Below are 24,138 nucleotides of genomic sequence, written 5' to 3'. Positions count from 1 at the left end.
CGGGCAGTGAGCCACCACATGGACAGCGCATCCGTCGCTGGTGACGCACAGGGAAACGTTTGCGGGGACGTCCACGAGCGTGGAGCAGAGGTCTCGATACGCTGCCCCCATGATTCGCGCAGTAGTCTTCGACGTCGGTGAGTGCCTGGTGGACGAGACCAGGGAGTATGCCACGTGGGCCGACTGGCTAGGGGTGCCGAGGCACACGTTCCATGCCATGTTCGGGGCGGTGATCGCGCAGGGGCGGGACTACAGGGAGACGTTCCAGGAGTTCCGACCGGGATTCGACCTCTACGCGGAACGAGAGAAGCGTGCCGCCGCCGGAAAGCCGGAGACCTTCGGGGAAGTGGACCTTTACGCTGACGTGCGGCCTGCGCTCCGGCGGCTGCGGGCCGACGGACTGTGGCTCGGCATCGCCGGAAACCAGACTGTGCGAGCCGGACACATCTTGCGCGAGCTCTTCACCGATGACGTCGACCTGATCGGTACGTCCGACGATTGGGGCGCCAGCAAGCCCGACCCCGAGTTCTTCGAACGGGTCGCTGCGGCCGTGCCCTTCGAGGCCGGCGAGATCCTGTATGTCGGTGACCGTTGCGACAACGACATCAGCCCGGCCCGAGAGGCGGGTATGCATACCGCGCTCGTGCACCGCGGGCCGTGGGCCACGATTCAGTGGAACACCGCCGAGGCCAGGGAACTTCCCACCTTCCGTGTAGAAGGACTCCTGGAACTGGCCGACCAGGTGGGTCGCGTCACCGACCCAGCGCGCTGAGCGTCGTCGACCAGTCGTACAGGCGGTCATCGAGATCGCGGACACAGCGCTCGTGCTGGTGCGGCGTGAGGGCACGGCGAACCTCGCGTACGCGGTCCATACCAGTCGCGTACCAGGTGGTGGCCAGCTGATCGAGGGCCAGGCCCGCGTACTCGCAGGCCTTCTCGGGATTCCCGGACGCGGCCTCGACGGCTGCCAAGTCGCCGTACACGACGGTGCGCTGCTTCTCCTCCCCGGGCGACATGGCCTCCAGGGCCCCGATCAGCGCTTCGCGGGCCTGTGGAAGATGGCCCGCGAGCAGTTGGGTGTTGCCCTTGAACGCTGCCAGACGGGCGGGGGAGAACCAGTCCATCCACTCGGGTGACCGATGCTCGTTGCCGCCGTTCAGGAGGTCCTCGGCGTGGCCGATCAAGTGCAGCGCGGTGCGTGTGTTGCCGCACCTCGTCTCACATTCGGCCTCCACCGCGTCCAGCCAGGCCAGGAACTCGGCGGATGCGGTGGCTCGCCGGGCGTATGTGCGGGCCGCAGTCATGCGTTCCTGTGCCTCTTCGCGCTCCCCCGCCCATCCGGGGATGAACGCCATATGTGCAAGGATCGCCGACCCGAGCAGTGAGTCGTCGGCCTCGCCGGCAGCCTGCAACGCGAGGAGCAGGGTGTCGTGCGCGCCGGCCGGTCGGCTCAGGTCGAAGAACTCGATGCGACCCGCCAGCAGGCAGGTCTCCGCCAACGCCGCGGCCACCGTCCGGCGCGTGAGATCCGAAGTCTCGGGGAGCAGGGCACGACCCAAGGTCGCATGTGCGTGAACGGCCGGGTGCAGAGTGCTCGGCGCGACAGACCAGTAGAGGCGACGGTGTGATCGAGTGACCGCCTCGAAGTCCGCGCCTGCTGTGATCGGTTGTGGCGTGGCGCCGGCTCGCTGCGGCCCCGCCGCCACAACAAGTGCGGCGGCTCCCCCCGCCACCAGCATGCGGCGTGCGGGATCGGGTGCCGGCGCGGGTGAGCCCCAGGGCGGCGCGAATCCGAGCGACTCCATACTCTGGCCGAACAGGTGGACGAGTACACGCTGGCAGTCCGGTTGTGGCCATGGTGGATTTTCCGACTCCCAGCGGCGGACCTGCCGGACTCCGATCGACAGGCCTCGGATGCCCATACGACGGGCGTGCTCGGTCAGTACGTCGGCCAGGTCCTGCTGTGAATTGAAGCCGGCGGCCACTCTGGCCGCTTTGAGTCGGACGTTGCCTGATGACCTCGGCACGGCACCCAGCCTCCTACTGTCGACGATCGACTCAAGCCTCCCACAGCGAGTCCGCCCAAGGGCCTCTTTCCTCCCCAGGAGGGCAATCAAGCCCGGACAAAGTCCTGTTGACGACCTCTTGAAGTCCTCGAATCTGAACACTGGCTCGTGGACTCTCTGTGCTGCACCGACTGTGTGGTCCGCAGCTGAGGAGTAGCCCATGGACACCGAAGAGGCTCCGCCCGGAGCGATCGCCGAGTGGCTCACCCGCGCCCATCCGGCGCCCGAGCAGGTTCGGAAGGAGTGGGCAAGGCAGGGTGTTGCTCTCCTGCCACTCGGCGAGCGCTTCGCGGCGGTACGTATGCCATCCGAGATCGTCGACACCGCCGTTCGGTCCGAGGCTCGCGGGCAGTCGACGGTCGGCTTGGCCGAGTTGCTGGGCGGGCCCGTCATCTACGACCGCCGCGTGGCGGGCGGCTCGTACTACGCATTGATCCGGGGCCATGCCGGACTGGTGTGGACATACGAGGGCGTCGCAACCTGCCTGGGACACGGGACCTACCTGGGCGTGCCCCGCCTTGACCGGCGGCAACCACCAGGACCGTACTGGGCCGTGCCACCGCGATACGAGGGCGACTTGTGCGCACCTCGGTCGGTCGTCGCCCTGGTCGAGGCAGGCCGGGCTCAGCTGGCCGAGGGGGCCGCCGTGCAGAGAGGGGATGAGCGCGTGGTAAACGGGACCGCTCAGGCTCCCTGGGCAATGCGACTGGTGACCGACCGTTTGCGGATCAGCCCACCGCCGTACGCGACAGTCGTCCTTGACGGCGCCACGCAGACAGCGCTGTACGCCGACGGATCCGGTCGGATGGTGGAAATGGGCAAGCACGGAACGTCCAGGACCGCCGGGACGGCGTCGGTCTCAGGCGGCGGGGACGGGAAGAGCCCACAGCCCCAGACCCAGGATGATGTGACCACCGACTACGAGTCGGACTGAGCGATGGCCCTCACCGTCCTGGTCGTCACCGCATTGGAAGACGTCACCGCCGATCGGGTCATCGCCTCGCTGAACGCTCGCGGGGTGCCCGTCATGCGCATCGACCCCGCCGATATCGGGCCGGAGCTGGTCTTCGGATTTCGTATCGGCTCCGATTCCCCACTGTGGCGCGGGACCATACGCTCAGCCACCCGTGAGGTCGAACTGGTTGAGGTCGGAGCGGTCTACTATCGCCGCCCGACCCCGTACGCCGATCAGTTCAGGCATCTTCCCCAGCAGCAACGGGATTTCGCGGCCGCGGAGACCAGGCACGGCCTCGGCGGCGTGCTGCACAGCCTGCGTCGAGCGATGTACGTCAACCACCCGGCCGCGGTGGCTCGCGCGGATTTCAAACCGGCGCAGCTTCTGAAGTTCGCCGAACTCGGGCTGAACGTACCACCCACCCTGATCACCAATGACGCGGCACCAGCTCGTGAATTCGCAGCTCAAGGGCATGTCGTCTACAAGTCGTTCCGTGGCCTCCCCCGAGGGGAGGACCGCCGGACCGGGGCACTCTGGACGCAACGTGTCGACCCTGACAGCTTTGACGAAGCTCTCAAGGTGACTGCCCACCTGTTCCAGGCCGAAATTCCCAAGGTGGCAGACGCACGCGTCACTGTGGTGGGACACCGTGTCTTCGCCCAGCGGATCACCACCCCGGACCGGGAGCTGGATTGGCGCCGGGGCAACTGGGAGGAACTGGTTCACACGCCCCTCACCGTCCCTGCTGTCATCAAGGCCGCACTGCACCGCTACTTGCACTCCTTCGGCCTGGCCTTCGGTTGCTTCGACTTTGGCCTCACCGGAGACGGGGATGACCCCGACGACTGGTGGGCCATCGAATGCAATCCGAACGGCCAATGGGGCTGGCTGCCGGACGCAGAGGCCATCACCGAGGCGTTCGCCGATATTCTGACCGTGAAGGAGGCGGGAGGCCATGAAGATGCCGGCCGACCCTGATACCGACTCCGTTCGCCTGCGTGAGGCCATGGCGGACCAACTCGCCCAGGAGAATGTTCTCCATGATGCAACCTGGCGGGCGGCGGTTGAGGAGGTTCCGCGGCACCACTTCGTACCTGGGTTCTATCTGCCCGGCGACCAGCCCGACGAGTACGGGCTGACCGTGTGGGAGCCGATCACCGCCGAACTCGACTACGGCAAGTGGCTCGCTGCTGCTTACAGCGACACGACTCTGATCACGCAGTTCGACGGCGACGAGCCCAATTGGAAAGACCCGGCGGTCCGGCATGGCGGGGCTCCTTCCTCGTCGTCCACGCTGCCGTCACTCGTCCTGCGCATGTGGACCGATGCCGAGGTGGTGGAGGGACACACTGTGTTGGAGATCGGAACCGGAACCGGCTATTCCACCGCATTGGCCTGCGAGCGGCTGGGTTCCTCGCACGTGGCCAGCGTGGAGATTGACTCGTCTCGGCTGGAGGCGGCGGCAAACGCACTGTACGGGTGCGGATACTTCCCGACGCTGGCCTTGGCAGACGGCTCGTACGGGTACTGGCCCGAGGCATGGTACGACCGCATCGTGACAACCTGTTCGTTCCGCGCCGTCCCTCCCGCGCTGCTCACGCAAGCCCGACCCGGCGGGAAGATCCTTCTCCCCCTGTCCGGCTGGTTGTACGGAAGCGCACGAGTCCTGCTCACCGTGGCTGAGGACGGCACGGCTGAGGGGAGCTTGCTGCCGGGCACGATCTCCTTCATGCCCGCCCGGAAGCACGCGCCACCCGCGTTCGGCAATCCTGCCGACTGGGCTGCCGGTCTGACCGAGGAGACAAGGTCGGCCAAGCACAGCCCCGAACGGATCACGGCTGTGACCGAGGAAGCCTTTCATCTGCGCTTCCTCGCACAAACTGCTGTGCCGGACGCCCAGATGATCACCATTGGAGGGGCTGTACATCTCATCGATGTCGTCACAGGCTCCGCCGCCACGCTCACCTCGAACGGCAGAGTTTGGGAGGTCCGCGAAGGTGGCCCTGCGAGGCTCTGGATGCGGATCGAGCAAGTCATCGACGCCTTCGACGCCGCCGGTAGACCGAATCCGGAGACGTTCAGCCTGCACGTCTACAACGGCGGGCAGCACCTGCGGCACCCGCAGATGCCTGGACTGCCACTCCCCAGGCCGTGAGACAGCAGGGCGGCGGGAATCCCGGGCACCGGGCCGACGAGGCGCGCGGAGGTGATCGACGGGTACGTATGTCGTGGACCACCACGACAGGAAGGACTGATCGCATGACCAACTTGGTCCCGTGGCGGCAGCGGCTGTCCACCGGTACGGAAGACATCCAGGGCGAGGTCATCCGCTGGTACCAGGAGACGCGTCACAGCAAGGCGTACCTGCCCACGATGATCTGGGGCACTCTCCAGACCGAGGCCTACGCGGGCGTCATTCTCCGGCAGGTCGTTGAGTTTCTCGGAATCCCGGACGACGTTCAGGCGGGGGTCGCCAAGCGGATGGAGCGACAGCAGGTGCTGTACGACGGCGAGCACCATTACGACGTGATACTCGGTGAGCAGGCGCTGTACACGAACGTCGGGGGGCCGACGGTGATGGGCGGGCAGATGGAGCGTCTGCTTCGGGACTTCGACCTTCCTTCCCTCAGGTTGGGAATCGTTCCCGCTACCGCCGAAGTGGGGATGGCCCCCGAGCCGGGTTTCCACATGTACGGCGACGATCGAGTCCATTACGAACTAGTCTCAAGCGGAGTGGACATCACGGATGCGGAAGAAATCGCGCTGCACAACAAGGCGTTCGGCTTTCTCAGTGATGCGGCCTGTTACGGCGACGACGCCAAGACGCTGATCGGGAAGGCCTTGGCCTTCTGGAGCGGCGAGTAAGGCGTAGGCGGTCATGCGGGGCGCCTGACTGCTTGCCGGCTACGAGGTGCGCATCGCCGCCCGGTTGTTCTGAGGGTGGCGGTTCCGGGGCGAGTGTTCGTCCTGGCCGCGCGGCCCAGGGGTGGGGCCTCGGGGATCGGTGGGTGCGTGGTGGCGGTGCGTCGCCGGATGCCGTTGAGAGGGGGGGGCGCACCAGCGCCTGTGGGCACGCCGGCTTGGCTTGGCGAGTGACGCGAGTCCTATGGACCGTGCCCTATCGGCCGTGGAGCCGTGGAGCCGTGGAGCCGTGGAGCCGTGGAGCCGTGGAGCCGTCTGCCATGATCTTCCCGGCGTTCACGGCTACTTGGGGGGTATCGGCCATGCGTGTCGGGGTGTATCTCGCGCATCCGCGGGTCGGGAGTTTCAATCACGCTCTTTTCGGGGCGGTCGTGGAGGAGTTGCGCGGGCGGGGGTGTGACGTCGTCGCGCATGATCTGTGCGCTGAGGGTTTTCCGGCCGTGCTGGACGCGGAGGAGACGGAGACCGTGCGGGCGGCCGCGCAGGCGGGTGATCCTCGGGTCGCGGCGCACCGGCGTGAGGTCGGCACGTTCGATGCCCTGGTGTTCGTGCATCCCAACTGGTGGGGCATGCCGCCCGCCGTGCTGGTCGGGTGGGTGCAGCGGGTGCTCGCGCCCGGTGTGGCCTACAAGTTGGGCACCGCGGAGGGCGAGCCCGTGGGGCTGATGCGGGCCGGGCGGGCGCTTGTGCTGAACACGTCCGACACTCCCGCCGAGCGGGAGGCAGGTGAGTTCGGGGACCCGCTGGAGCGGATCTGGGCGGCCTGTGTGCTGCCGTACGTGGGAGTTCCCGACGTGCGTCGTGTGGTGTTCCGTACCGTCAGCGATTCGGGTGAGGGCATGCGTGCCGAGTGGCTGGCGCGGGCTCGGCGGGAAGCCGCCGCACTCGTGGAGTGAACGTCGTGCGGGCCGTCGGGTCCGGCGTCAGGGCTTCTCCGACCACGCCGCCGCCATGACCAGGTGGCCGGCTGACGGCCACCGCACCCGGGTGGCCGTCAGCCGTGTCCTACGGCCTCGTGATCAGCTCCGCACGGCCGAACAGCAGGGCGTAGCCCTGCGGGAGTTGGCGCAGGACGTCGTCCACCAGGGTCTCGCCGAGCAGCGGCGGCAGGGCGCCGAGGACCGAGCTGACGTCCCAGCGGGCCGTGGCCGGGGTGGCGCCCGCCGTGCGGTCGGCCACCGCCTCGACGAACTCCGGGGCGGTGAGCGGGTGGGGCGCCGGGATCTCGGAGGCGACGGCCCGTGCCGCCTCCTCCGGGAGGGCCTGGGCCAGGGCCACTCGTTCGTCGCCCGTGACGTGGCGGCCGAGGGTGGACAGGACGGTTCGGGTGACGCGTTCCGCCTCCTTCCGCGTCGGGTACTGGCCCGCCCTCTGTACGGCCGTGATCAGCTCCGTCCAGGTCACGGTGCGGGCCGGCGTCGTCGTCAGGGGCGGAATCGTGGGTGCGGTCATCGTGCGGCCTTCTCCTCCAGGTGGGCCGGGTCGGTCGAAGAGTCCAGGTGGGCGCGGGGGCGTCCCGCGGGCGGGGCGTGGTGCCCGCGGGACGCTTCTCGCCGGTTGCCGCGCTCAGGTGCTGAGCTGCTTGCGGCTGTCGCCGCCGGTGATCTGGATGCGGCGCGGCTTGGCCGCCTCCGCCACGGGGATGCGCAGCGTGAGGACGCCGGCCTCGTACGAGGCGTCGATGCGGTCCGTGTCGAGGGTGTCGCCGAGGAAGAGCTGGCGGGTGAAGGTACCCGTGGGGCGTTCGGCGACGATCATCTCCGCGCCCTGGGGGGCGGGGACGCGGCGCTCGGCGCGGACGTTCAGGACGTTGCGTTCGACGTCCAGTTCGATCGTCTCGGGGTCGATGCCGGGCAGGTCGAAGTGGACGACGAAGTCGTCCCCGGACCGGTAGGCGTCCATCGGCATCGCGGCCGGACGGGTGGGGCCGAAGACCTGCTGCGCGAGGCGGTCGAATTCGCGGAACGGGTCGGTGCGCATGAGCATCACGGGTCACTCCTTTCGGAAGAGGCTGGGTGCGATGCCCTACGGCTTCTTATATAGCTCGGTCGAAGAAAGTTGACAAGTCCCGGCTCAGGTTCGCTGCTTCGGTGAGTATGAGCGTTAGTCTCACGGCAGGTACGGGGCCGTATGAGGAGGCAGGACATGGCCAGGGTTCCCAGCGCACTCGTCGCCGCGAGCGGGCTCGTCGGTGGGTACGGTGTCGCCCGCTGGACGAAGAAGCGGCAGCTCGGCGGGGCCGTGCTCGCCGCCGCCGGGGCGGCCGCCGCCCGGCAGTGGCGCCGGCGGGCCGGCGGGAAGGCCGCCGGGGCGCTGAGCGCCGCCTACGTCGCCGCCTTCGCCGGGTCGCATCCGCTGGCCAGGAAGGTGGGTGCCTGGCCCGCCGTGGCCGGGGTGGCCGGCGCGGTCGCGCTGGCGTCCTGGGCGGTCGCCGACCGACGGGCGTGAGGCGCGGACCCGCTCCTACGGCGCCGGCCTGAACGCCCTCCGGTACCCCTGCGGGCTCGTCCCCACCACCCGCCGGAAGCGTTCCCGGAACGCCGTGGGCGAGCCGAAGCCGGCCTGGGCCGCGATGCGTTCGACCGGGTACGACGTCGTCTCCAGCAGGTACTGGGCACGCCGCACCCGTGCCCGGTGCAGCCACTGCGACGGCGTCGTCCCCGTCTGCTCCCGGAAGCGCCGGTTGAGCGTACGCGTACTCATCCCGGCCCGCGTGGCGATGTCGTCCAGCGTCAGATCGCGGTCGCAGTGGTCCTCCAGCCAGGCCAGCAGGGGCTCCAGCGCGGCCCCCGCCGGGGCCGGGGGCTGGTCGTGGACGATGAACTGGGCCTGGCCGCCCTCACGTTCCAGCGGCATGACCGACATCCGGGCGGCATGCGCGGCGACCGCCGAGCCGTGGTCCTTGCGGACCATGTGCAGGCACATGTCCATCGCCGCGGCGGCGCCCGCCGACGTCAGGAACTGGCCGTTGTCGACGTAGAGGACGTTCGGGTCGACCGTCACCTCCGGGTACCGCCGGGCCAGATCCGCCGCCGCGATCCAGTGCGTCGTGGCGCGCAGGCCGTCCAGCAGGCCCGTCGCCGCGAAGAGGAACGCGCCGACGCAGATCGACGCGATGCGCGTGCCGCCCGCGGCCGCCTCGCGCAGGGCGTCGGCGACGGCGGGCGGCAGCGTCGGCGGCGGGTCCGCGACGCCGGGCAGGATGATCGTGTCGGCCTCCGCCAGCGCCGCGAGGCCGTACGGCGCCCGCACGGTGAACGCCCCCGCGTTCACCTCCTCCCGCTCCGCGCAGACCCGCACCCGGTAGGCCTCACGGCCGTCGGGCAGGCGGGCCCAGCCGAAGGCGTCGATCGGGGCGGAGAGGTCGAAGGGGATGACGCCGTCCAGCGCCAGTACGGCCACGGTGTGCATGGCGAGAGCGTAGGCATACGACGGACTTCCGCCAACCGGCCCCTCGCACGGCCGCCGGCCCGCCTTCGGCCCGTTCCCGACCCCGTCCGGGGCCACAGCGGTCACGAAGAGCCCTCAAGCGGTCCCCCATCCGGCCGCCACGGCCACCTTCCGCCCCTGGCGAGAATCCGTCGAAGCGTGTCACTATCGCCACTTCCCCAAGATCCAGCGTCCCCCTAGCGTCGACCTCCGTGACCAAGTTCCTTCTCGCCGTCCACGTCCTCGCCGCGATCGTCGCCGTCGGCCCCGTCACCGTCGCCGCGAGCATGTTCCCGCCCGCCGCGCGCCGGGCCATGGCCGCGCCCGACGACCCGAAGGCCACCGGTACGGTCCAGTTGCTGCACCGCATCTGCCGGGTCTACGCCACCGTCGGCGTGGTCGTGCCCGTGTTCGGGTTCGCCACGGCGGGCGCCATGGGGGTGCTCGGCGACGCGTGGCTGATCGTGTCCATCGTGCTGACCGCCGTGGCCGCGGTCGTGCTGGTGGCCTTGGTGCTGCCCCGTCAGGGAGCGCTCGTGGAGGGCGGCGGCACGCGGGGGGCGACGGTGCGACTGGCCATGTTCACCGGCATCTTCAACCTGCTGTGGGCGGTGGTGACGGTGCTGATGATCGTCCGCCCGGGGTCGACGACCGGCGCGTGAGCGCTATCGCCGGTGCGTGAGCACGTTCACCACGCGCCCGTTCGGGTCCCGTACGAAGAACCGCCGCACGCCCCACTCCTCGTCCCGCAGTTCGCGTACGACTTCCGCGCCCGAGGCCAGCACCCGCGCGTACACCGCGTCGACGTCCTCGACCTCCACGCTCAGGTCGGGGACGACGGGCGCGGTGCGTTCCTCGGTGAGGAAGATGAGCTGGGCGGTGGGGTTGGCGGGGGAGGCCAGCGTCATCACCCAGCCCAGGTTCATGACCTCCTCCAGGCCGAGCAGGCCGTAGAAGTCCCGGTTTCCCTCCATCGCGGCCTCGGACGGCACCTGGCAGTCGGGGACGATTCTGCGGACGGTCATGGCTTCGACTCCCGGGTTGTGAGGGCGGTGACGTCGGACGCGCCGGCCGCCGTCGTCACGGACAGCGGCGTGGCGATGTCCTCCAGGGACCGCCGCTCCGCCCGTACCGCCAGGAAGACCGCCACCAGGCCGGCCGCGCACATCAGGCCCGCCCCGGTCTGGAAGGCGAGCACGGTGTCGGCGACGACGCCCGACTCGGTCAGGCCGGCGAAGATCAGCGGGCCGCTGATGCCGCCCGCCGCGGTGCCGAGGGCGTCTCCCTCTCCGTCGGGCGACCCCCTCTCGTGTGCCCGGAAGGCGGGAGGTCACGCCCGCCCGGAAGCGGGAGGTCACGCCGGTACGGTGGCGGTCACGCCCCCAGCATGCGGGAGACCGTGTAGATCAGCAGCCCGGCCAGCGAGCCCACCACCGTGCCGTTGATGCGGATGAACTGCAGGTCACGGCCGATGTGGGCCTCGATCTTCCGGGTGGTGTGCCCGGCGTCCCAGCCCGCCACGGTGTCGGTGATCAGCAGCGTGATCTCGCTGCGGTAGGTCGTCACCACGTGCACGGCCGCGCCCTCGACCCAGCTGTCCACCTTGTCCTGGAGCTTGGGTTCGGTGGCCATCCGGGCGCCCAGCGAGAGCAGGGAGGCCCGCACGCGCAGCCGCAGCTCGCTGCGCTCGTCCTCGGCCGCCGAGACGATCATGGATCGTACGGCCGTCCAGGCGGAGGCGATCAGGTCCTGGACCTCACCGCGGCCCAGCACCTCGCCCTTGAGCCGCTCGACCCTGGCGCGGGTCTCGGTGTCGGACTGGAGGTCGGAGGCGAAGTCGGAGAGGAAGCGGTCCAGGGCGCCGCGCGCCGGGTGGGAGGGCATGTCCCGCATCTCCGCGCAGAAGCGCAGCAGCTCCTTGTAGACCCGCTCGCCGACCTTCCGGTCCACGAACCGCGGGGTCCAGCCGGGCGCGCCCCCCTGCACCGCGTCCATCACGGAGTCGCTGTGCAGCACCAGCCAGTCGTGCGCGCGGGAGACGACCAGGTCGACGACCCGCTTGTGGCCGCCGTCGGCGACGACCTTCTCCAGCATCTTGCCGATGCCGGGCGCGATCTCCTGGACGCCCGCCCGGCGGGTGATGGCCTCGCCGACCACCGCCTGCACGTCGGAGTCGCGCAGCACGGTGAGCGCGCCGCGCAGGGCCGTCGCCAGTTCGGCGGTCACCCGGTCGGCGTTCTGGGGTTCGGCCAGCCAGGCGCCGAGGCGGCTGCCGATGCCGACGGCGCGCAGCCGCTGCCGTACGACGTCCTCGGAGAGGAAGTTCTCGCCGACGAACTCGCCGAGGGAGACGCCGAGCTGGTCCTTCTTGGTGGGGATGATCGCGGTGTGGGGGATGGGGATGCCGAGGGGGTGGCGGAAGAGGGCGGTGACGGCGAACCAGTCGGCCAGGGCGCCGACCATGCCGGCCTCGGCGGCCGCGGCGACATAGCCGGCCCAGGGGCCGGCGCCCGAGTTCTGCGCCCATTTGGCCAGTACGTACACCACGGCCACGAGGAGCAGCAGGCCGGTGGCGGTGATCTTCATCCGGCGCACGCCGCGCCGCTTCTCCTCGTCCGCCGGGCTGAACGTCGTCATCGCGCGGACGGCGGACGCGGGCACGCCGCGCCCGCCGCCCGCGCGGCTGCCGGCGGCGCCCGGCCGGGCGTGCCGCTCCACGGCACCCACACCCGTTTCATCTGCTTGATCCGGTTTCGTACGATCCATCCGCTCCACCCGTTCCCGAGCCTGCACTCCTCATTGTCCCTTCCTGACCGACTCCTGGAACGTGACAGGAGTTCCCGGCGTCTGCGGGGAGGGGCGGCGCAACTTCCCCCCGCACCATGGCGCATCATGGAGTGATCACGCCGGAGCCTCGGGCTCCGCTTCCGCCCGAGGAGAAACGCACCGCATGGCCAGGCGTCATCACGGTTATGCCTTGCTCGCCGCCGTCGTCTCACTGGTCGTGGCCGTGTCGGTCGCCATATACGCCGGAGCCGCCTTCGACGGCGGCACGGCACAACGCGCGCTCGCAGGCCCCCGGCACCCGCACAACTCCGCCGCCCCGGCCTCCACCGGCACCTGGGTCGGCACCTGGTCGACGTCTCCGTCGGCCGCCGAGCCCGGCACCGAGACCGCCGGCCTGCACGACCGCTCCGTACGCAACGTCGTGCACACCAGTGCCGGTGGTACGGGTGCCCGGATCACGCTGTCCAATCTCTACGGCCGGCTGCCGCTGACCGTCACGCGGGCCACCATCGCCCTCGCCGCCGCCGACGACAGTCCGGCCGCGGTGCCACGGACCATGCGGCAACTGACGTTCAGTGGCCTGCCCACCGTCGTGATCGCACCGGGAGCGCAGGTGATGAGCGACGCCGTGCGCATCGCGATCCCGCACGACAGCGACGTCCTGGTCACCACGTACGCCCCGGCCGAGCCGGGCCCGGTCACCGTGCACGCGCGCGTACGGCAGATCTCGTACGCCGCCCAGGGCGACCACACCAAGGACGTGACCGGCGTGCCCTACACCGAACAGGTGGAGGCCTGGCGCTATCTGACCGCCCTCGACGTGCTCAGCAACGAAGCCGACGGCACCCTCGTCGCCTTCGGCGACTCCCTCACCGAGGGCCACTCCTCCACCGTGGGCGCCAACCGGCGCTGGCCCGACGTCCTGTCCGACCTGCTGCGCGAGGCGGCCCACGCGGGCGAGGACGTGCCCCGGTACGGCGTCGTCAACCAGGGCATCGGCGGCAACCGCGTCCTGACCGGGGGTCTGGGCCGCCCCGCCGACAACCCCAGCGGCCTCGACCGCTTCCCCCGTGACGTGCTCGGCCGGACGAACGTCCGGGTCGTCGTCATCGACCTCGGCGTCAACGACATCCTGCGCTCGCCGTCCGTCGACGACCCCGGCCTGATCCTCGACGGCCTGCGCACCCTGGTGGACCAGGCACACGCGCGCGGCATCAGGGCGGTCGGCGCGACCCTGATGCCCTTCGGCGGCCACCGCGGATACAGCGCGGACCGCGAGGCGGTACGGCAGGAGATCAACGCCGAGATCCGGTCGGGACGGCTCTTCGACGCGGTGGTCGACTTCGACCGGGCGCTGCGCGATCCCTACGACCCGCGCAGGTTCCGCCCGGACTACGACTCCGGGGACCACCTGCACCCCAACGACCGTGGCTACGAGCGGATGGCGCGGGAGTTCGACCTGACGGCCCTGAAGGGCTCGGCCCCGGCGCGGCTCTGACGGGCCGCGCGGGGACGCGCACCCGCTCCGCCTCGCCGTGCCGTGGGCGGCTACTCCGCGTCCCGGCGCCGCTGGTCGTGCCCCCAGCCGTGCGTCAGGTCCCCATGCCCCGGCATCCGCCGGTCCGCCCCCTCGACGTCCCGCTCCTCGGCCTCGCGCCGGACACGCGCCGGCTTGCGCTCGATGCCCACCCCGCCCCAGAAGGCGAACCCGGAGACGATCACCCGCGGGGCGCCCGGGTCGCCCGGCACCCCGTCCTCGCGGCTGTCGAAGCCGCCCATGATGCCGATGCCGCGGACGACGACCTCGACGCCGGGCGGCACGACGATGCTCACACCGCCCATGATCGCCACGCAGTTGATCTCGACCTCGCGGCCGGCGAAGAGCGCGTCGCGCAGATCGAGTTCCCCGCCGCCCCAGAAGGTGAAGCAGGTGAACCGCTTCGGCACCGTCCAGCGCCCCTTGCGCTGGAACCCGGACATCACGGCGACGGCCCCCGAGGACGATCCCGGGCCGCCGGTGATCCGCTCGGCCCAACCCCCGCGCGCGGCGGGCTCCTTGACCATCGACACCGAGGGTCCCGGCGCACCGCCCCCGGCCGGCAGGTCCCGCGTGATCGGCGTCAGCTCCCCGTAGGTGCGCGCCTGGTACGTCGCGTCGAGGCGCTCCTCGAACTCCGTCATGTCCAGCCGCCCCTCCGCGAGGGCGTCCCGCAGGACCTCGGCGACTCGCTCTCGATCGGCGTCGGAAGCACGCAGCTCCGGGGCATCGTCGGTCATGGACAGCAGCCTACGTTTTCCCCGCCCCCGGCACTACGCGCTCGCCCGCTCCTCGTACATCCGCGCGATCACGGCCTCGATGTCCGGCTCCCGCACCGACAGGTCCAGCAGCGGGTACTCGGCCGCGATCCGCGCCACCAGCGGCGCCGCCGACTGTGCCGCCGGGAAGGCCAGCCACTGCCGGGGCCCCTCGACGCGCACCACCCGCGCGGGCGCCGGCACCGCGATCGGCGGCAGCTCCCGCTCCAGGTCGACGACGAGGGTGCGCTCGCTCTCCCCCGCCTCGTGCAGCCCGGCGAGCGGACCGTCGTACATCAGGCGCCCGTGGTCGATGACCATCACGCGGGAGCAGAGCTGCTCGATGTCCTGGAGGTCGTGGGTGGTGAGCAGCACCGTGGTGCCGCGCTCGGCGTTCAGGTCGCGCAGGAACCGGCGCACCCTGGCCTTGGAGACGACGTCGAGGCCGATGGTCGGTTCGTCGAGGTAGAGCACCTCGGGGTCGTGCAGCAGCGCCGCGGCGATGTCCCCGCGCATCCGCTGGCCCAGCGAGAGCTGCCGTACCGGCACGTCCAGCAGCTCGCCCAGCTCCAGGAGTTCGACACAGCGTTCGAGGTTCGCGCGGTAACGGACTTCGGGAATCCGGTACATGCGGTGCGCCAGCCGGTAGGAGTCGATCAGCGGCAGGTCCCACCACAGCGTCGTGCGCTGCCCGAACACCACCCCTATGCGGTGCGCCAGCCGCGAGCGCTCCCGGGACGGGTCGATGCCCGCGACCCGCAGCCGCCCGCCGCTGGGGGTGAGGATGCCGGTCAGCATCTTGATCGTGGTCGACTTCCCGGCGCCGTTCGGCCCGATGTAGCCGACCATCTCACCGCGCGCCACACGGAACGAGATCGAGTCGACTGCCCGCACCTGCCGCCGCTCCCGCTTGAGGAAGCCGGTCCTCCTGCGTACGTCGAAGACCTTCTCGACGTGGTCGAGTTCGATGAAGCCCTCGACGGCGCCGGTCCCCGTGCCCTGTGCCTGTGTCACCGTCACCGGTCAACTCCCTGTGCTCCGATACGACTTGAGTCCGGCCCGCCAGGCCAGTCCCGCGAGCGCGCAGCACGCCGCGGCCACCAGCGGCGGCGCGAAGGCCACCCACCCGGGCAGGCCCAGCGGGTACGGCCGTCCCAGGATGTGGCTCGCGGGCAGCCAGTTGACGAAGGCCAGCGGCAGCACGAAGGTCACGCCGCGCACCAGTTCCCTGCCGAACACGGTCGGCGGGTACTGGAGCAGCGTCGTACCGCCGTAGGTGAACGCGTTCTGCACCTCGGAGGCGTCCTGCGCGACGAACTGGAAGGCGGCGCCCGCGACGAACACCGCGCAGAAGATCGCCGCCCCGCTGAGCAGCGCCGCCGGCATCAGCAGCACCTTCAGCGGCGTCCAGTCGACGTCCAGCGCCGCCAGCGCGTAGCCGAGGACCAGCGCGCCCTGGACGACCCGGCCCAGGCGGCGCAGCCCGAAGCGGTCGGCGCACACCTGCGCGAGCACCGGTGCCGGGCGCACCAGCAGGGTGTCCAGGGTGCCGTCGCGCACCCGTGCCCCCAGCCGGTCCATCGAGCCGATCGCCAGGTCCGCGAGGCCGAAGGCGACGCTCGACATGCCGTAGAGGAAGGCGATCTCGGGCAGCGTGTAACCGCCGAGCGCGTCCACCTGGGAGAACATCAGCAGGATCGCGGCGAAGTCCAGGAAGGTCAGCGCGAAGTTGCCGAGTGCGGTCAGCGCGAAGGAGGTGCGGTAGGCCAGCGTGGAACGGATCCACATCCCGACGATCAGACCGTAGGCCCGCATGCCCGCGGCGACCCGGCCGGGCTCAGCCACCCTGCACCACCACCCGCCGCGTGGCCGCCGACTGCATCAGCCGCCCCGCCGCCAGCAGCGCCACCGCCCACGCCCCCTGGAAGAGGTACGTGCCCACCGGATCGGCCCGGCCCAGCAGCACGTCCGCCGGGGCCTGGAGCAGCGACGACCACGGCAGGGCCCGTACGACCTCGCCCAGGACGCCGGGGAACAGGTTCAGCGGCAGCAGCATCCCCGAACAGAAGGTGCCGGTGATCATCAGCATCTGCGTCACCCCCGTGCCGTCGAGCAGCCAGAACGCGCTCAGCGCCACCAGGTAACGGATCCCGAAGCTGACCACCATCCCGAGCAGCACCGCGAGCAGACAGGCGCCCCAGGTCACCGGGTCCGACGGCAGCGCGACGTCGAAGGCCAGCGCCCCGAACGCGAAGGGCACCACGCCGCGCCCCAGCAGCTGGAAGCAGGCCCGCCCCAAGTCACTCGCGAGCCACCACAGTTGGAGGTCGGCCGGGCGGTACAGGTCGATCGCGACATCACCCGTACGGATGCGTTCCATCAGCTCGTTCTCGAATCCGCCGCCCCCGATCGCGAGCGTCGACAGCAGCGCCTGCCCGAGCCACACGTAGGTGACGGCCTGTGCCTGGTCGTACCCGCCGAGCTGCGGTCTTGCGTCCCACAGCGCCAGGTACGTGTACACGAGGATCAGCCCGAAGACGGTGTTGGTGAACACCCCGGCGGCGGTGGCCGCCCGATAGGTCGCGTACCGTCGGAAATTCCCCACCGCGACGGCCGCGTACAACCGTCCCGTGCCCACACCGAACCACCGTCCCCGTCCAGCCCGACACCGAAGCGCAGGAGCCTAGTACGCGGCGGAGAAGGCCTGCCATGCATTTTCCGGCGGGACACGTGCCGTGATCCGGGAACGGAACGCCCGGTGCGAGAGTCTTCAGATGGGGGCGCAGATGACGTACGAGGGAAAAACAGGAGTCCGTGCACGACATGAGTGACGAGCCGCAGCCTCAGCAGCCGAACCAGGGCGCGCCCGGGGAGAGGAAGCCCGCGCGGCCCCGGCGCACCGGCTGGCGCCGGGTCCTTCCGACCTGGCGCCTGGTGCTGGGCACCTTCGTCATCGGCGTCCTGCTGCTGATCGGCCTGTTCTACCTCGGCTACTCGATGGTCAAGATCCCGCCCGCGAACGCCCTCGCGATCAAGCAGAGCAACGTCTACCTGTACGCGGACGGCTCCCAGCTCGCCCGGGACGGCGAGGTCAACCGGGAGAACGTCGCGCTCGCCCAGGTCTCCAAGGACGCGCAGCACGCCGTGCTGGCCGCCGAGGACCGCGACTTCCACTCCGAGTCGGCGATCGACCCCAAGGCGATGGTCCGCGCGGCCTGGAACACGGCCACCGGCAAGGGCAAGCAGTCGGGCTCCACGATCACCCAGCAGTACGTGAAGAACTACTACCTGGCCCAGGAACAGACCGTCACCCGGAAGGTCAAGGAGTTCTTCATCTCGATCAAGCTCGATCAGGAGAAGAGCAAGAACGACATCCTGGAGGGCTACCTCAACACCAGCTACTTCGGCCGCAACGCCTACGGCATCCAGGCCGCCGCCCAGGCCTACTACGGCGTCGACGCCACCGAGCTGGACGCGGCCCGCGGCGCCTACCTGGCGGCGCTGCTGAACGCGCCCAGCGAGTACGACGTCGTCGCCCACCCCGAGAACAGGCCCGCCGCGCAGGCCCGCTGGGACTACGTCCTGGACGGCATGGTCGAGGAAGGCTGGATCACCCGCTCCGAACGGGCGGGACTGAAGTTCCCGGTGCCCAAGGAGGCCACCGTCTCGACCGGGATGTCCGGCCAGCGGGGCTACGTCGTCGACGCGATCAAGCAGTACCTGGTCGAGCGCGAGGTGGTCGACGCCGACTCCCTCGAAGCGGGCGGCTACCGCATCACCACCACCCTGGAGAGGCCCAAGCAGGACGCCTTGGTCAGGGCCGTCAACGACAAGCTGATGTCCAAGCTGGACAAGGACAACCGCGAGGTCGACAACTACGTCCGCGCGGGCGGCGCCGCCGTCGACCCGAGGACGGGCAAGGTCGTCGCGATGTACGGCGGCATCGACTACGTGAAGCAGTACACCAACGGCGCCACCCGGCGGGACTTCCAGGTCGGCTCCATCTTCAAGCCGTTCGTCTTCACCGCGGCCGTCGAGAACGGCTCGACCACCCAGGACGGCACGCGCATCACGCCCAACACCTTCTACGACGGCACCAACAAGCGCCCCGTGCAGGGCTGGAGCGGCGGCTACGCGCCGGAGAACGAGGACCAGGTGTCGTACGGCGACATCACGGTCCGCGAGGCCACCGACAAGTCGGTGAACTCGGTGTACGCGCAGCTGGCCGTCGACGTCGGCCCCGACAAGGTGATGCGCACCGCGGTCGACCTCGGCCTGCCCTCCAGCACGCCGGAGCTCGGCCCCTACCCCTCGATCGCGCTCGGTGTGGCCCAGGCCAGCGTCCTCGACATGGCGCAGGCCTACGCGACACTGGCGAACCACGGAGAGCACGGCACGTACACCATGATCGAGAAGCTCACCCGGGGCGGCTCCGAGATCGAGCTGCCCGAGCGGCGCACCACCCAGGCCATCAGCCGCGAGGCCGCCGACACCACGACGACCGTCCTGCGCAGCGTCGTCGACAACGGCACCGCCACCGCTGCGCAGGCCGCCGGCCGTCCGGTGGCGGGCAAGACGGGCACCGCCGAGGAGGACCAGGCGGCCTGGTTCGCGGGCTACACCCCCGACCTGGCCACCGTGGTCGCGGTGATGGGCCAGGACCCGGAGACCGCCGCCCACAAGTCGCTGTACGGCGCGCTGGGCCTGGAGCGCGTCAACGGCGGCGGGCCGCCCGCGGAGATCTGGGCCCAGTTCACCAGGGACGCCCTGGAAGGCACCCCGGTCAGCGACTTCGACCTGCGGATCCAGGAGGGCGCCGACGTGGTGTTCACGCCCCCGGCCCCGCCCGCCGGCGACGGCGACACCACCACCCCCGGGGACGGGAACCCGCCGGGCGACCCCGATCCGCAGGCCCCGGGCGGGACGCAGGGCGGCGTGGGCGACGGCGGCACGACGGGTGACGGCGGGACGGCGACCGGGGGCACGCCCACGGACGGCGGGGCCACCGGCGGGGACGCCGACGGCGGTACGGCCACCGACGGGGGCACGACCGGCGACGGCGGGACGACGGACGGCGGGGCCACCACCGGCGGCGCCACGGGTGGTGATCCGGCCACCGGCGGGCCCCAGGGAGGCACCACCGGCGGCGGGACGTCCACCGGCACGACGACGTCGGGGACGCAGGGCCCGCGCAGACCGTGAGCCGCGGACAGTGAGCCGGTGACCGGTCAGTGCCCGGAGGTGGCCTTCAGGCCCACGACGGCGACCAGCAGCAGACAGACGAAGAAGATCCGGGCGGCGGTGACCGGCTCACCCAGCACCACCATGCCGAGCACCGCCGCCCCGGCCGCCCCGATCCCGACCCACACGCCGTAGGCGGTACCGATGGGCAGGGACTTCGCGGCGTACGAGAGCAGCAGCATGCTGGCGACGATGCCGGCGCCGGTGAACAGGCTGGGGACGAGCCGGGTGAAGCCGTCGGTGTACTTCATTCCGATCGACCAGCCGACTTCGAGGAGACCGGCGACGATCAGCAGGACCCAGGCCATGAGAGGCACCTCCGGGAGACAGGCGGACTGACGGGGGTGCGTCGTCTTTGCCTTCGACCCGGTACGGCGCGTCTCGTCGGGTGCCACTCCAAGGTAGCAAAGGGCCGGGGTGCCGGAAGGCGGACGAAGGGGCTGGTGACCACGGTCACCAGCCCCTTCGTGCCACTCGCCTACAGATACAGCCCCGTGGAGTCCTCGGACCCCTCGAACCGGTCGGCGGCCACCGCGTGCAGGTCACGCTCGCGCATCAGGACGTACGCGACACCGCGCACCTCCACCTCGGCGCGGTCCTCCGGGTCGTACAGGACCCGGTCGCCCGGCTCCACCGTCCGTACGTTCTGCCCCACCGCCACGACCTCCGCCCACGCCAGCCGGCGGCCGACGGCCGCCGTGGCGGGGATCAGGATGCCGCCACCGGAACGCCGCTCGCCCTCGCTGGTGTCCTGCCGCACCAGCACCCGGTCGTGCAGCATCCGGATGGGCAGCTTGTCGGGATGGGTACTGTCGTTTCTGTTGCCGCTCACGTCCTTGAACCTACCTGCATCCGGGGAATTCGTACGCCGGAGGGTCAGCGCCTGCGGCGCCGGGTGCCGAACGCGAGCAGTCCGACGACTCCGACGGCGACCAGCGCGAGCGGGAGCACACGCTCCATCCGGGGGGAGCCACCCTCGTCCACGAACTGCCGCCTGACGTCGCTGACCGCCCGGTTCACCTGGACGTATGCCCGGCCCAGGGTGTGATCGACATTCGACACGACCTTGGCCTTGGCGTCCCCGACGATCGTCTTCGGATGCACGCGCACCCCGATCTCGTCGAGGGTCTCGGCCAGCACTGCGCGGCGGCGCCTGATGTCCGCCTCGATCTGCGCCGGGGTTCTGGTGTCCGACGATTCCGCCACCGTACGGCCTCCGAAGTCTGCTGCTGCTGTTGCGGACAGTCTGTCAGTTCCCTGGGCGACCGCACTGTCAGGACCCCCGGTTACGCTGGCTCGATGAGCGAACGACTCCAGCCCGGGGATGTGGCCCCCGCCTTCACCCTGCCCGACGCCGACGGCGACCAGGTGTCCCTCGCGGACCACAAGGGCCGCAAGGTCATCGTCTACTTCTACCCGGCGGCCCTGACGGCAGGCTGCACCAAGCAGGCCTGCGACTTCACGGACAACCTCGAACTGCTGGCCGGCGCCGGCTACGACGTGATCGGCATCTCGCCGGACAAGTCCGAGAAGCTGGCGAAGTTCCGCGACCAGGAGTCCCTGAAGGTCACCCTGCTCGCCGACCCCGACAAGCAGGTCCTAAAGGCCTACGGCGCCTACGGCGAGAAGAAGCTCTACGGCAAGACGGTCGTCGGCGTCATCCGCTCCACGGTGGTCGTCGACGAGCAGGGCAAGGTCGAACGCGCCCTGTACAACGTCAAGGCGACCGGCCACGTAGCCAAGATCATCAAGGACCTGGGGATCTGACCCCGCGCTCCCGTCGCCCGGCGGCCCGCACCGGTGCGGGCCGCTCCGCCCGCCCGGCGTGAGTGCCCGTTCCTCACTCCGTGCGAGCGCTGCGGAATCGGCATCCCGCGAGCGCGTGGAGCGCGGGACCGGCGGCGAGCCGGAGGCTGCCGTGCCCCACTGCCACGCCACTGCGAGCGCCTGGTGCCGTGGTCGCCGGCGACGGCATAATCAGCCCCGGTAAGGTAGCGCGAAGCCGGGCGCCCGTACGCCAACGGCCGAGCGGCGATCTTTAGGTGGTCGTGTTTGTCGGTTCGAATCCGACCGGGCGCACAAGGAGTCACGCCCTGCACCTTCATGGCGAGGTGCAGGGCGTACCGCATCCGTCAGCCCAGCAACTCCCGTAGCACCGGCACCAGTGCGCGGAACGCCTTGCCGCGGTGGCTGACGGCGTTCTTCTCGTGGGGGCTCAGCTCCGCGCAGGTGCGGCTCTCGCCCTCGGGCTGGAGGATCGGGTCGTAGCCGAAGCCGTGGGTGCCGACCGGCTCGTGACGCAGGGTGCCCCGCAGGCGGCCCTGAACCACCCGCTCCGTGCCGTCCGGCAGCGCGAGCGCCGCCGCGCAGGCGAAGTGGGCGCCCCGGTGCTCCGTGGCGATGTCCGAGAGCTGGGCCAGCAGCAGTTCGAGGTTGGCGCGGTCGTCGCCGTGCTTGCCGGACCAGCGGGCCGAGAAGATGCCGGGCGCGCCGCCGAGGACGTCGACGCACAGGCCCGAGTCGTCGGCGACCGCGGGCAGGCCGGTGGCCTGTGCGAGGGCGTGGGCCTTGAGCAGGGCGTTCTCGGCGAAGGTCACGCCGGTTTCCCGGACGTCGGGGATGTCGGGGTAGGCGTCCGCGCCGACGAGGTCGTGGGGCAGACCTGCGTCGGCGAGGATCGCCTTCAGCTCGGTGATCTTTCCGGTGTTGCGGGTGGCGAGGATCAAGCGGGTCATGCCCTCAGTATCCAGGCCCCGGTGTGCCCTGCCGCCCGCGCTCGGGTTACGGCGTGCAGACCTTGGTCAGTTCGCCGGCTGCGTCGGTGACCGGGCTGATGTCGGGGGTCTCGTCGCCGTTCTCCACCGACGTGCGTACGTTGTCGACGGCCAGCTGGAGGTCGTCCACCGCCTTGTCGACGTCGGCGTTGTCGGTCTTGCCGCCGATCTCGCCGAGGTTCTTCTCGATGGAGTCGAGGGACTCCGCGAGCTGCGTCGGGTCGTTCGCGGCGCTCTCGACGGCCTGCTGGAGGTCCGTGACGCTGTCGGCGATGGCGTCGGCGGTCTGGACGCAGTCGAGTGCCTTGTTCACGGCGTCGCAGCCGGTGGTCAGCCCGGCGGTGAGCGCGACGGCCGCCAGGGTGGCGGCGACGGCTGCGGTACGGCGTCGGCGGCGGCTCGATGCCATGGAACGGTCCCTCCCTCGGGTCGGGCCCGGCGGGCCCGGTTGCTGGCCGGGCGCAGCGCGTTGAGCCGTGCGCCCGTATCTGATGAGACGCGACGACGGCCGGTACGGTTGCCCGCCCCGACCACCGCTTTTTGTGCGCCCTTTACCTTCCGCGCGCTACTTCTGCAGGGTCGCTTCCAGCGCCGCCCGCTGCAGTGCGGCGAGTTCCGTGCAGCCGGCCACCGCCAGGTCGAGCAGCGCGTCGAGTTCCGCGCGCGCGAACGGCTCGGCCTCGGCGGTGCCCTGGACCTCGACGAATCGTCCGTCACCGGTGCAGACGACGTTCATGTCGGTCTCGGCGCGCACGTCCTCCTCGTAGCAGAGGTCGAGCAGGGGCACTCCCCCGACGATGCCGACCGACACCGCGCTGACCGTGCCGGTGAGGGGCTGGCGTCCGGCCCGGATCAGCTTCCTGCCCTGGGCCCAGGCGACGGCGTCGGCCAGGGCGACGTACGCGCCGGTGATGGCGGCGGTGCGGGTGCCGCCGTCGGCCTGGAGGACGTCGCAGTCCAGGACGACGGTGTTCTCGCCGAGGGCCTTGTAGTCGATGACCGCGCGCAGGGAGCGCCCGATGAGGCGGGAGATCTCGTGGGTGCGGCCGCCGATCTTGCCCTTGACCGACTCGCGGTCACCGCGGGTGTTGGTGGACCGGGGCAGCATCGCGTACTCCGCGGTGACCCAGCCCTCGCCGCTGCCCTTGCGCCAGCGGGGGACGCCCTCGGTGACGGAGGCGGTGCAGAAGACCTTGGTGTCGCCGAAGGAGACGAGGACGGAGCCCTCGGCGTGCTTGCTCCAGCCACGTTCGATGGTGACCGGGCGGAGCTGTTCGGGGGTGCGGCCGTCGATGCGAGACATGGGTCGAGCCTAGCCTCCCGCCGTCCCTGCTCGGACCGCGGTACGCAAGGGGCCCTTCCCGGTGCGGCGGTGCGGGAAGGGCCCCTTCCGGAGCTGAGGCCGGGGCTCACATCATGTCTTCGATGTCCGCGGCGAGGGGGTCGGCGTCGGTGCCGATGACGACCTGGATCGCGGTGCCCATCTTCACGACTCCGTGCGCGCCGGCGCCCTTGAGGGCGGCGTCGTCGACCAGGGCGGGGTCGGACACCTCGACCCGCAGCCGCGTGATGCAGCCCTCGACCTCTTCGATGTTGTCGATGCCGCCGAGCCCGGCAACGATCTTCTCAGCCTTGCTGGCCATGTCCTTCTCCCTGATCCGACCTGGTC

General features: G+C 70.6%; 28 protein-coding genes, 1 tRNA gene, 1 pseudogene and 1 riboswitch. Of the genes and pseudogenes, 12 read left to right on the top strand and 18 right to left on the bottom strand.

Annotation, left to right across the window (positions count from 1 at the left end; all coding sequences use genetic code 11):
• Window positions 1-109 precede the first annotated feature (109 nt).
• Window positions 110-772 (top strand): HAD family hydrolase, encoded by a 663-nt coding sequence (locus ACGF8A_RS06170; RefSeq protein ID WP_393104742.1) that lies wholly within the window; start codon window positions 110-112, stop codon window positions 770-772.
• Here the strand turns inward: ACGF8A_RS06170 and ACGF8A_RS06165 are convergent.
• The gene (locus ACGF8A_RS06165) at window positions 753-2,027 is read right to left on the bottom strand and encodes a transcriptional regulator (RefSeq protein WP_393105140.1); all 1,275 of its coding nucleotides are present in this window, start codon (window positions 2,025-2,027) and stop codon (window positions 753-755) included. The genes ACGF8A_RS06170 and ACGF8A_RS06165 overlap by 20 nt on opposite strands.
• A 199-nt stretch (window positions 2,028-2,226) precedes the next feature.
• Between ACGF8A_RS06165 and ACGF8A_RS06160 the strand changes: the two genes are divergently transcribed.
• The 5 genes from ACGF8A_RS06160 (at window position 2,227) to ACGF8A_RS06140 (ending at window position 6,839) form a co-directional block, all read left to right on the top strand.
• A complete protein-coding gene (locus ACGF8A_RS06160) occupies window positions 2,227-3,000 on the top strand; it encodes a putative ATP-grasp-modified RiPP (RefSeq protein WP_393104740.1) in 774 nt (257 codons plus the stop codon).
• A 3-nt stretch (window positions 3,001-3,003) separates the two neighbouring features.
• On the top strand, window positions 3,004-3,999 hold the full coding sequence (tgmB, locus tag ACGF8A_RS06155) for an ATP-grasp ribosomal peptide maturase (protein ID WP_393104738.1): 996 nt from the start codon (window positions 3,004-3,006) through the stop codon (window positions 3,997-3,999).
• The gene (tgmC, locus tag ACGF8A_RS06150; RefSeq protein WP_393104736.1) at window positions 3,977-5,176 is read left to right on the top strand and encodes an ATP-grasp peptide maturase system methyltransferase; all 1,200 of its coding nucleotides are present in this window, start codon (window positions 3,977-3,979) and stop codon (window positions 5,174-5,176) included. The genes tgmB and tgmC overlap by 23 nt, the downstream gene beginning before the upstream one ends.
• A gap of 104 nt (window positions 5,177-5,280) precedes the next feature.
• Window positions 5,281-5,886 (top strand): DUF5753 domain-containing protein, encoded by a 606-nt coding sequence (locus ACGF8A_RS06145; protein ID WP_393104734.1) that lies wholly within the window; start codon window positions 5,281-5,283, stop codon window positions 5,884-5,886.
• 317 nt (window positions 5,887-6,203) lie between these two features.
• Entirely contained in the window at window positions 6,204-6,839 is a 636-nt protein-coding gene (locus ACGF8A_RS06140; RefSeq protein ID WP_393104732.1) for an NAD(P)H-dependent oxidoreductase, read from the top strand.
• A gap of 109 nt (window positions 6,840-6,948) precedes the next feature.
• On the opposite strand, the gene ACGF8A_RS06135 is transcribed toward ACGF8A_RS06140, so the two are convergent.
• Together ACGF8A_RS06135 and ACGF8A_RS06130 are read right to left on the bottom strand one after the other, a co-directional pair.
• Window positions 6,949-7,395 carry a DUF2267 domain-containing protein gene (locus tag ACGF8A_RS06135; protein ID WP_393104730.1) on the bottom strand — a complete coding sequence of 149 codons (447 nt, stop codon included), beginning with the start codon at window positions 7,393-7,395 and terminating at the stop codon, window positions 6,949-6,951.
• 114 nt (window positions 7,396-7,509) lie between these two features.
• Window positions 7,510-7,929: an Hsp20/alpha crystallin family protein gene (locus ACGF8A_RS06130; protein WP_393104728.1), complete on the bottom strand. Its 420-nt coding sequence runs from the start codon at window positions 7,927-7,929 to the stop codon at window positions 7,510-7,512.
• 159 nt (window positions 7,930-8,088) lie between these two features.
• On the opposite strand from ACGF8A_RS06130, the gene ACGF8A_RS06125 reads away from it, so the two are divergent.
• Window positions 8,089-8,391 (top strand): hypothetical protein, encoded by a 303-nt coding sequence (locus ACGF8A_RS06125; RefSeq protein ID WP_393104726.1) that lies wholly within the window; start codon window positions 8,089-8,091, stop codon window positions 8,389-8,391.
• Window positions 8,392-8,406: 15 nt separating this feature from the next.
• Here ACGF8A_RS06125 and ACGF8A_RS06120 read toward each other — a convergent pair whose 3' ends face one another.
• Complete coding sequence (locus ACGF8A_RS06120) at window positions 8,407-9,354, bottom strand: GlxA family transcriptional regulator (protein WP_393104724.1); 948 nt, start codon at window positions 9,352-9,354, stop codon at window positions 8,407-8,409.
• 230 nt (window positions 9,355-9,584) lie between these two features.
• Between ACGF8A_RS06120 and ACGF8A_RS06115 the strand changes: the two genes are divergently transcribed.
• On the top strand, window positions 9,585-10,034 hold the full coding sequence (locus ACGF8A_RS06115; RefSeq protein ID WP_393104722.1) for a hypothetical protein: 450 nt from the start codon (window positions 9,585-9,587) through the stop codon (window positions 10,032-10,034).
• A gap of 3 nt (window positions 10,035-10,037) precedes the next feature.
• Here ACGF8A_RS06115 and ACGF8A_RS06110 read toward each other — a convergent pair whose 3' ends face one another.
• From ACGF8A_RS06110 to ACGF8A_RS06100, 3 genes and pseudogenes are all read right to left on the bottom strand, one after another.
• Window positions 10,038-10,397 carry a VOC family protein gene (locus tag ACGF8A_RS06110; protein ID WP_393104720.1) on the bottom strand — a complete coding sequence of 120 codons (360 nt, stop codon included), beginning with the start codon at window positions 10,395-10,397 and terminating at the stop codon, window positions 10,038-10,040.
• A pseudogene (locus ACGF8A_RS06105) lies at window positions 10,394-10,651 on the bottom strand (MFS transporter); the annotation flags it as partial. The pseudogene ACGF8A_RS06105 and the gene ACGF8A_RS06110, both read right to left, overlap by 4 nt.
• Window positions 10,652-10,746: 95 nt before the next feature.
• Window positions 10,747-12,138 (bottom strand): DUF445 domain-containing protein, encoded by a 1,392-nt coding sequence (locus tag ACGF8A_RS06100; protein ID WP_393104718.1) that lies wholly within the window; start codon window positions 12,136-12,138, stop codon window positions 10,747-10,749.
• A gap of 184 nt (window positions 12,139-12,322) precedes the next feature.
• On the opposite strand from ACGF8A_RS06100, the gene ACGF8A_RS06095 reads away from it, so the two are divergent.
• A complete protein-coding gene (locus ACGF8A_RS06095; protein WP_393104716.1) occupies window positions 12,323-13,657 on the top strand; it encodes an SGNH/GDSL hydrolase family protein in 1,335 nt (444 codons plus the stop codon).
• Window positions 13,658-13,707: 50 nt separating this feature from the next.
• Here the strand turns inward: ACGF8A_RS06095 and ACGF8A_RS06090 are convergent, their stop codons facing one another.
• Genes ACGF8A_RS06090 through ACGF8A_RS06075 form a run of 4 tightly spaced genes read right to left on the bottom strand, consistent with a single transcriptional unit; the run spans window position 13,708 to window position 17,077 of the window.
• The gene (locus ACGF8A_RS06090) at window positions 13,708-14,436 is read right to left on the bottom strand and encodes a DUF1707 domain-containing protein (RefSeq protein WP_393104714.1); all 729 of its coding nucleotides are present in this window, start codon (window positions 14,434-14,436) and stop codon (window positions 13,708-13,710) included.
• A 33-nt stretch (window positions 14,437-14,469) separates the two neighbouring features.
• Window positions 14,470-15,474: an ATP-binding cassette domain-containing protein gene (locus tag ACGF8A_RS06085; protein ID WP_393104712.1), complete on the bottom strand. Its 1,005-nt coding sequence runs from the start codon at window positions 15,472-15,474 to the stop codon at window positions 14,470-14,472.
• A gap of 3 nt (window positions 15,475-15,477) precedes the next feature.
• Entirely contained in the window at window positions 15,478-16,269 is a 792-nt protein-coding gene (locus ACGF8A_RS06080) for an ABC transporter permease (protein WP_393105138.1), read from the bottom strand.
• 22 nt (window positions 16,270-16,291) lie between these two features.
• Window positions 16,292-17,077, bottom strand: a complete 786-nt coding sequence (locus ACGF8A_RS06075) for an ABC transporter permease (protein WP_393105136.1) — start codon at window positions 17,075-17,077, stop codon at window positions 16,292-16,294.
• Between the two features lie 200 nt (window positions 17,078-17,277).
• Here ACGF8A_RS06075 and ACGF8A_RS06070 point away from each other — a divergent pair, with 200 nt between their 5' ends.
• A complete protein-coding gene (locus tag ACGF8A_RS06070) occupies window positions 17,278-19,656 on the top strand; it encodes a transglycosylase domain-containing protein (protein ID WP_393104710.1) in 2,379 nt (792 codons plus the stop codon).
• Between the two features lie 26 nt (window positions 19,657-19,682).
• On the opposite strand, the gene ACGF8A_RS06065 is transcribed toward ACGF8A_RS06070, so the two are convergent.
• From ACGF8A_RS06065 to ACGF8A_RS06055, 3 genes are all read right to left on the bottom strand, one after another.
• Complete coding sequence (locus tag ACGF8A_RS06065; protein WP_393104708.1) at window positions 19,683-20,003, bottom strand: DMT family transporter; 321 nt, start codon at window positions 20,001-20,003, stop codon at window positions 19,683-19,685.
• A gap of 35 nt (window positions 20,004-20,038) precedes the next feature.
• Window positions 20,039-20,106: riboswitch (guanidine-III (ykkC-III) riboswitch) on the bottom strand.
• 67 nt (window positions 20,107-20,173) lie between these two features.
• Window positions 20,174-20,476, bottom strand: a complete 303-nt coding sequence (locus tag ACGF8A_RS06060) for a co-chaperone GroES (protein ID WP_125517739.1) — start codon at window positions 20,474-20,476, stop codon at window positions 20,174-20,176.
• Between the two features lie 95 nt (window positions 20,477-20,571).
• Window positions 20,572-20,901: a DUF3618 domain-containing protein gene (locus ACGF8A_RS06055; protein ID WP_393104706.1), complete on the bottom strand. Its 330-nt coding sequence runs from the start codon at window positions 20,899-20,901 to the stop codon at window positions 20,572-20,574.
• 93 nt (window positions 20,902-20,994) lie between these two features.
• On the opposite strand from ACGF8A_RS06055, the gene bcp reads away from it, so the two are divergent.
• Together bcp and ACGF8A_RS06045 are read left to right on the top strand one after the other, a co-directional pair.
• Window positions 20,995-21,462 (top strand): thioredoxin-dependent thiol peroxidase, encoded by a 468-nt coding sequence (gene bcp, locus ACGF8A_RS06050; RefSeq protein WP_393104704.1) that lies wholly within the window; start codon window positions 20,995-20,997, stop codon window positions 21,460-21,462.
• A 239-nt stretch (window positions 21,463-21,701) separates the two neighbouring features.
• Window positions 21,702-21,774, top strand: a tRNA-Leu gene (locus ACGF8A_RS06045).
• 53 nt (window positions 21,775-21,827) lie between these two features.
• Here ACGF8A_RS06045 and rdgB read toward each other — a convergent pair.
• The 4 genes from rdgB to ACGF8A_RS06025 all read right to left on the bottom strand — a co-directional run bounded on the left by rdgB (window position 21,828) and on the right by ACGF8A_RS06025 (window position 24,112).
• The gene (gene rdgB, locus ACGF8A_RS06040; protein ID WP_393104702.1) at window positions 21,828-22,430 is read right to left on the bottom strand and encodes an RdgB/HAM1 family non-canonical purine NTP pyrophosphatase; all 603 of its coding nucleotides are present in this window, start codon (window positions 22,428-22,430) and stop codon (window positions 21,828-21,830) included.
• 46 nt (window positions 22,431-22,476) lie between these two features.
• Window positions 22,477-22,878: a hypothetical protein gene (locus ACGF8A_RS06035; RefSeq protein WP_393104700.1), complete on the bottom strand. Its 402-nt coding sequence runs from the start codon at window positions 22,876-22,878 to the stop codon at window positions 22,477-22,479.
• Window positions 22,879-23,034: 156 nt separating this feature from the next.
• Window positions 23,035-23,772, bottom strand: coding sequence for a ribonuclease PH (gene rph, locus ACGF8A_RS06030; protein WP_393104698.1), 738 nt, complete (start codon window positions 23,770-23,772; stop codon window positions 23,035-23,037).
• A gap of 106 nt (window positions 23,773-23,878) precedes the next feature.
• Window positions 23,879-24,112, bottom strand: coding sequence for a glucose PTS transporter subunit EIIB (locus tag ACGF8A_RS06025; protein ID WP_393104696.1), 234 nt, complete (start codon window positions 24,110-24,112; stop codon window positions 23,879-23,881).
• Between the last annotated feature and the right edge of the window lie 26 nt (window positions 24,113-24,138).

The organism is Streptomyces sp. NPDC047706, from assembly GCF_043204795.1.
Lineage (GTDB): Bacteria > Actinomycetota > Actinomycetes > Streptomycetales > Streptomycetaceae > Streptomyces.
This window is presented reverse-complemented; position numbering and strand designations above follow the sequence as displayed.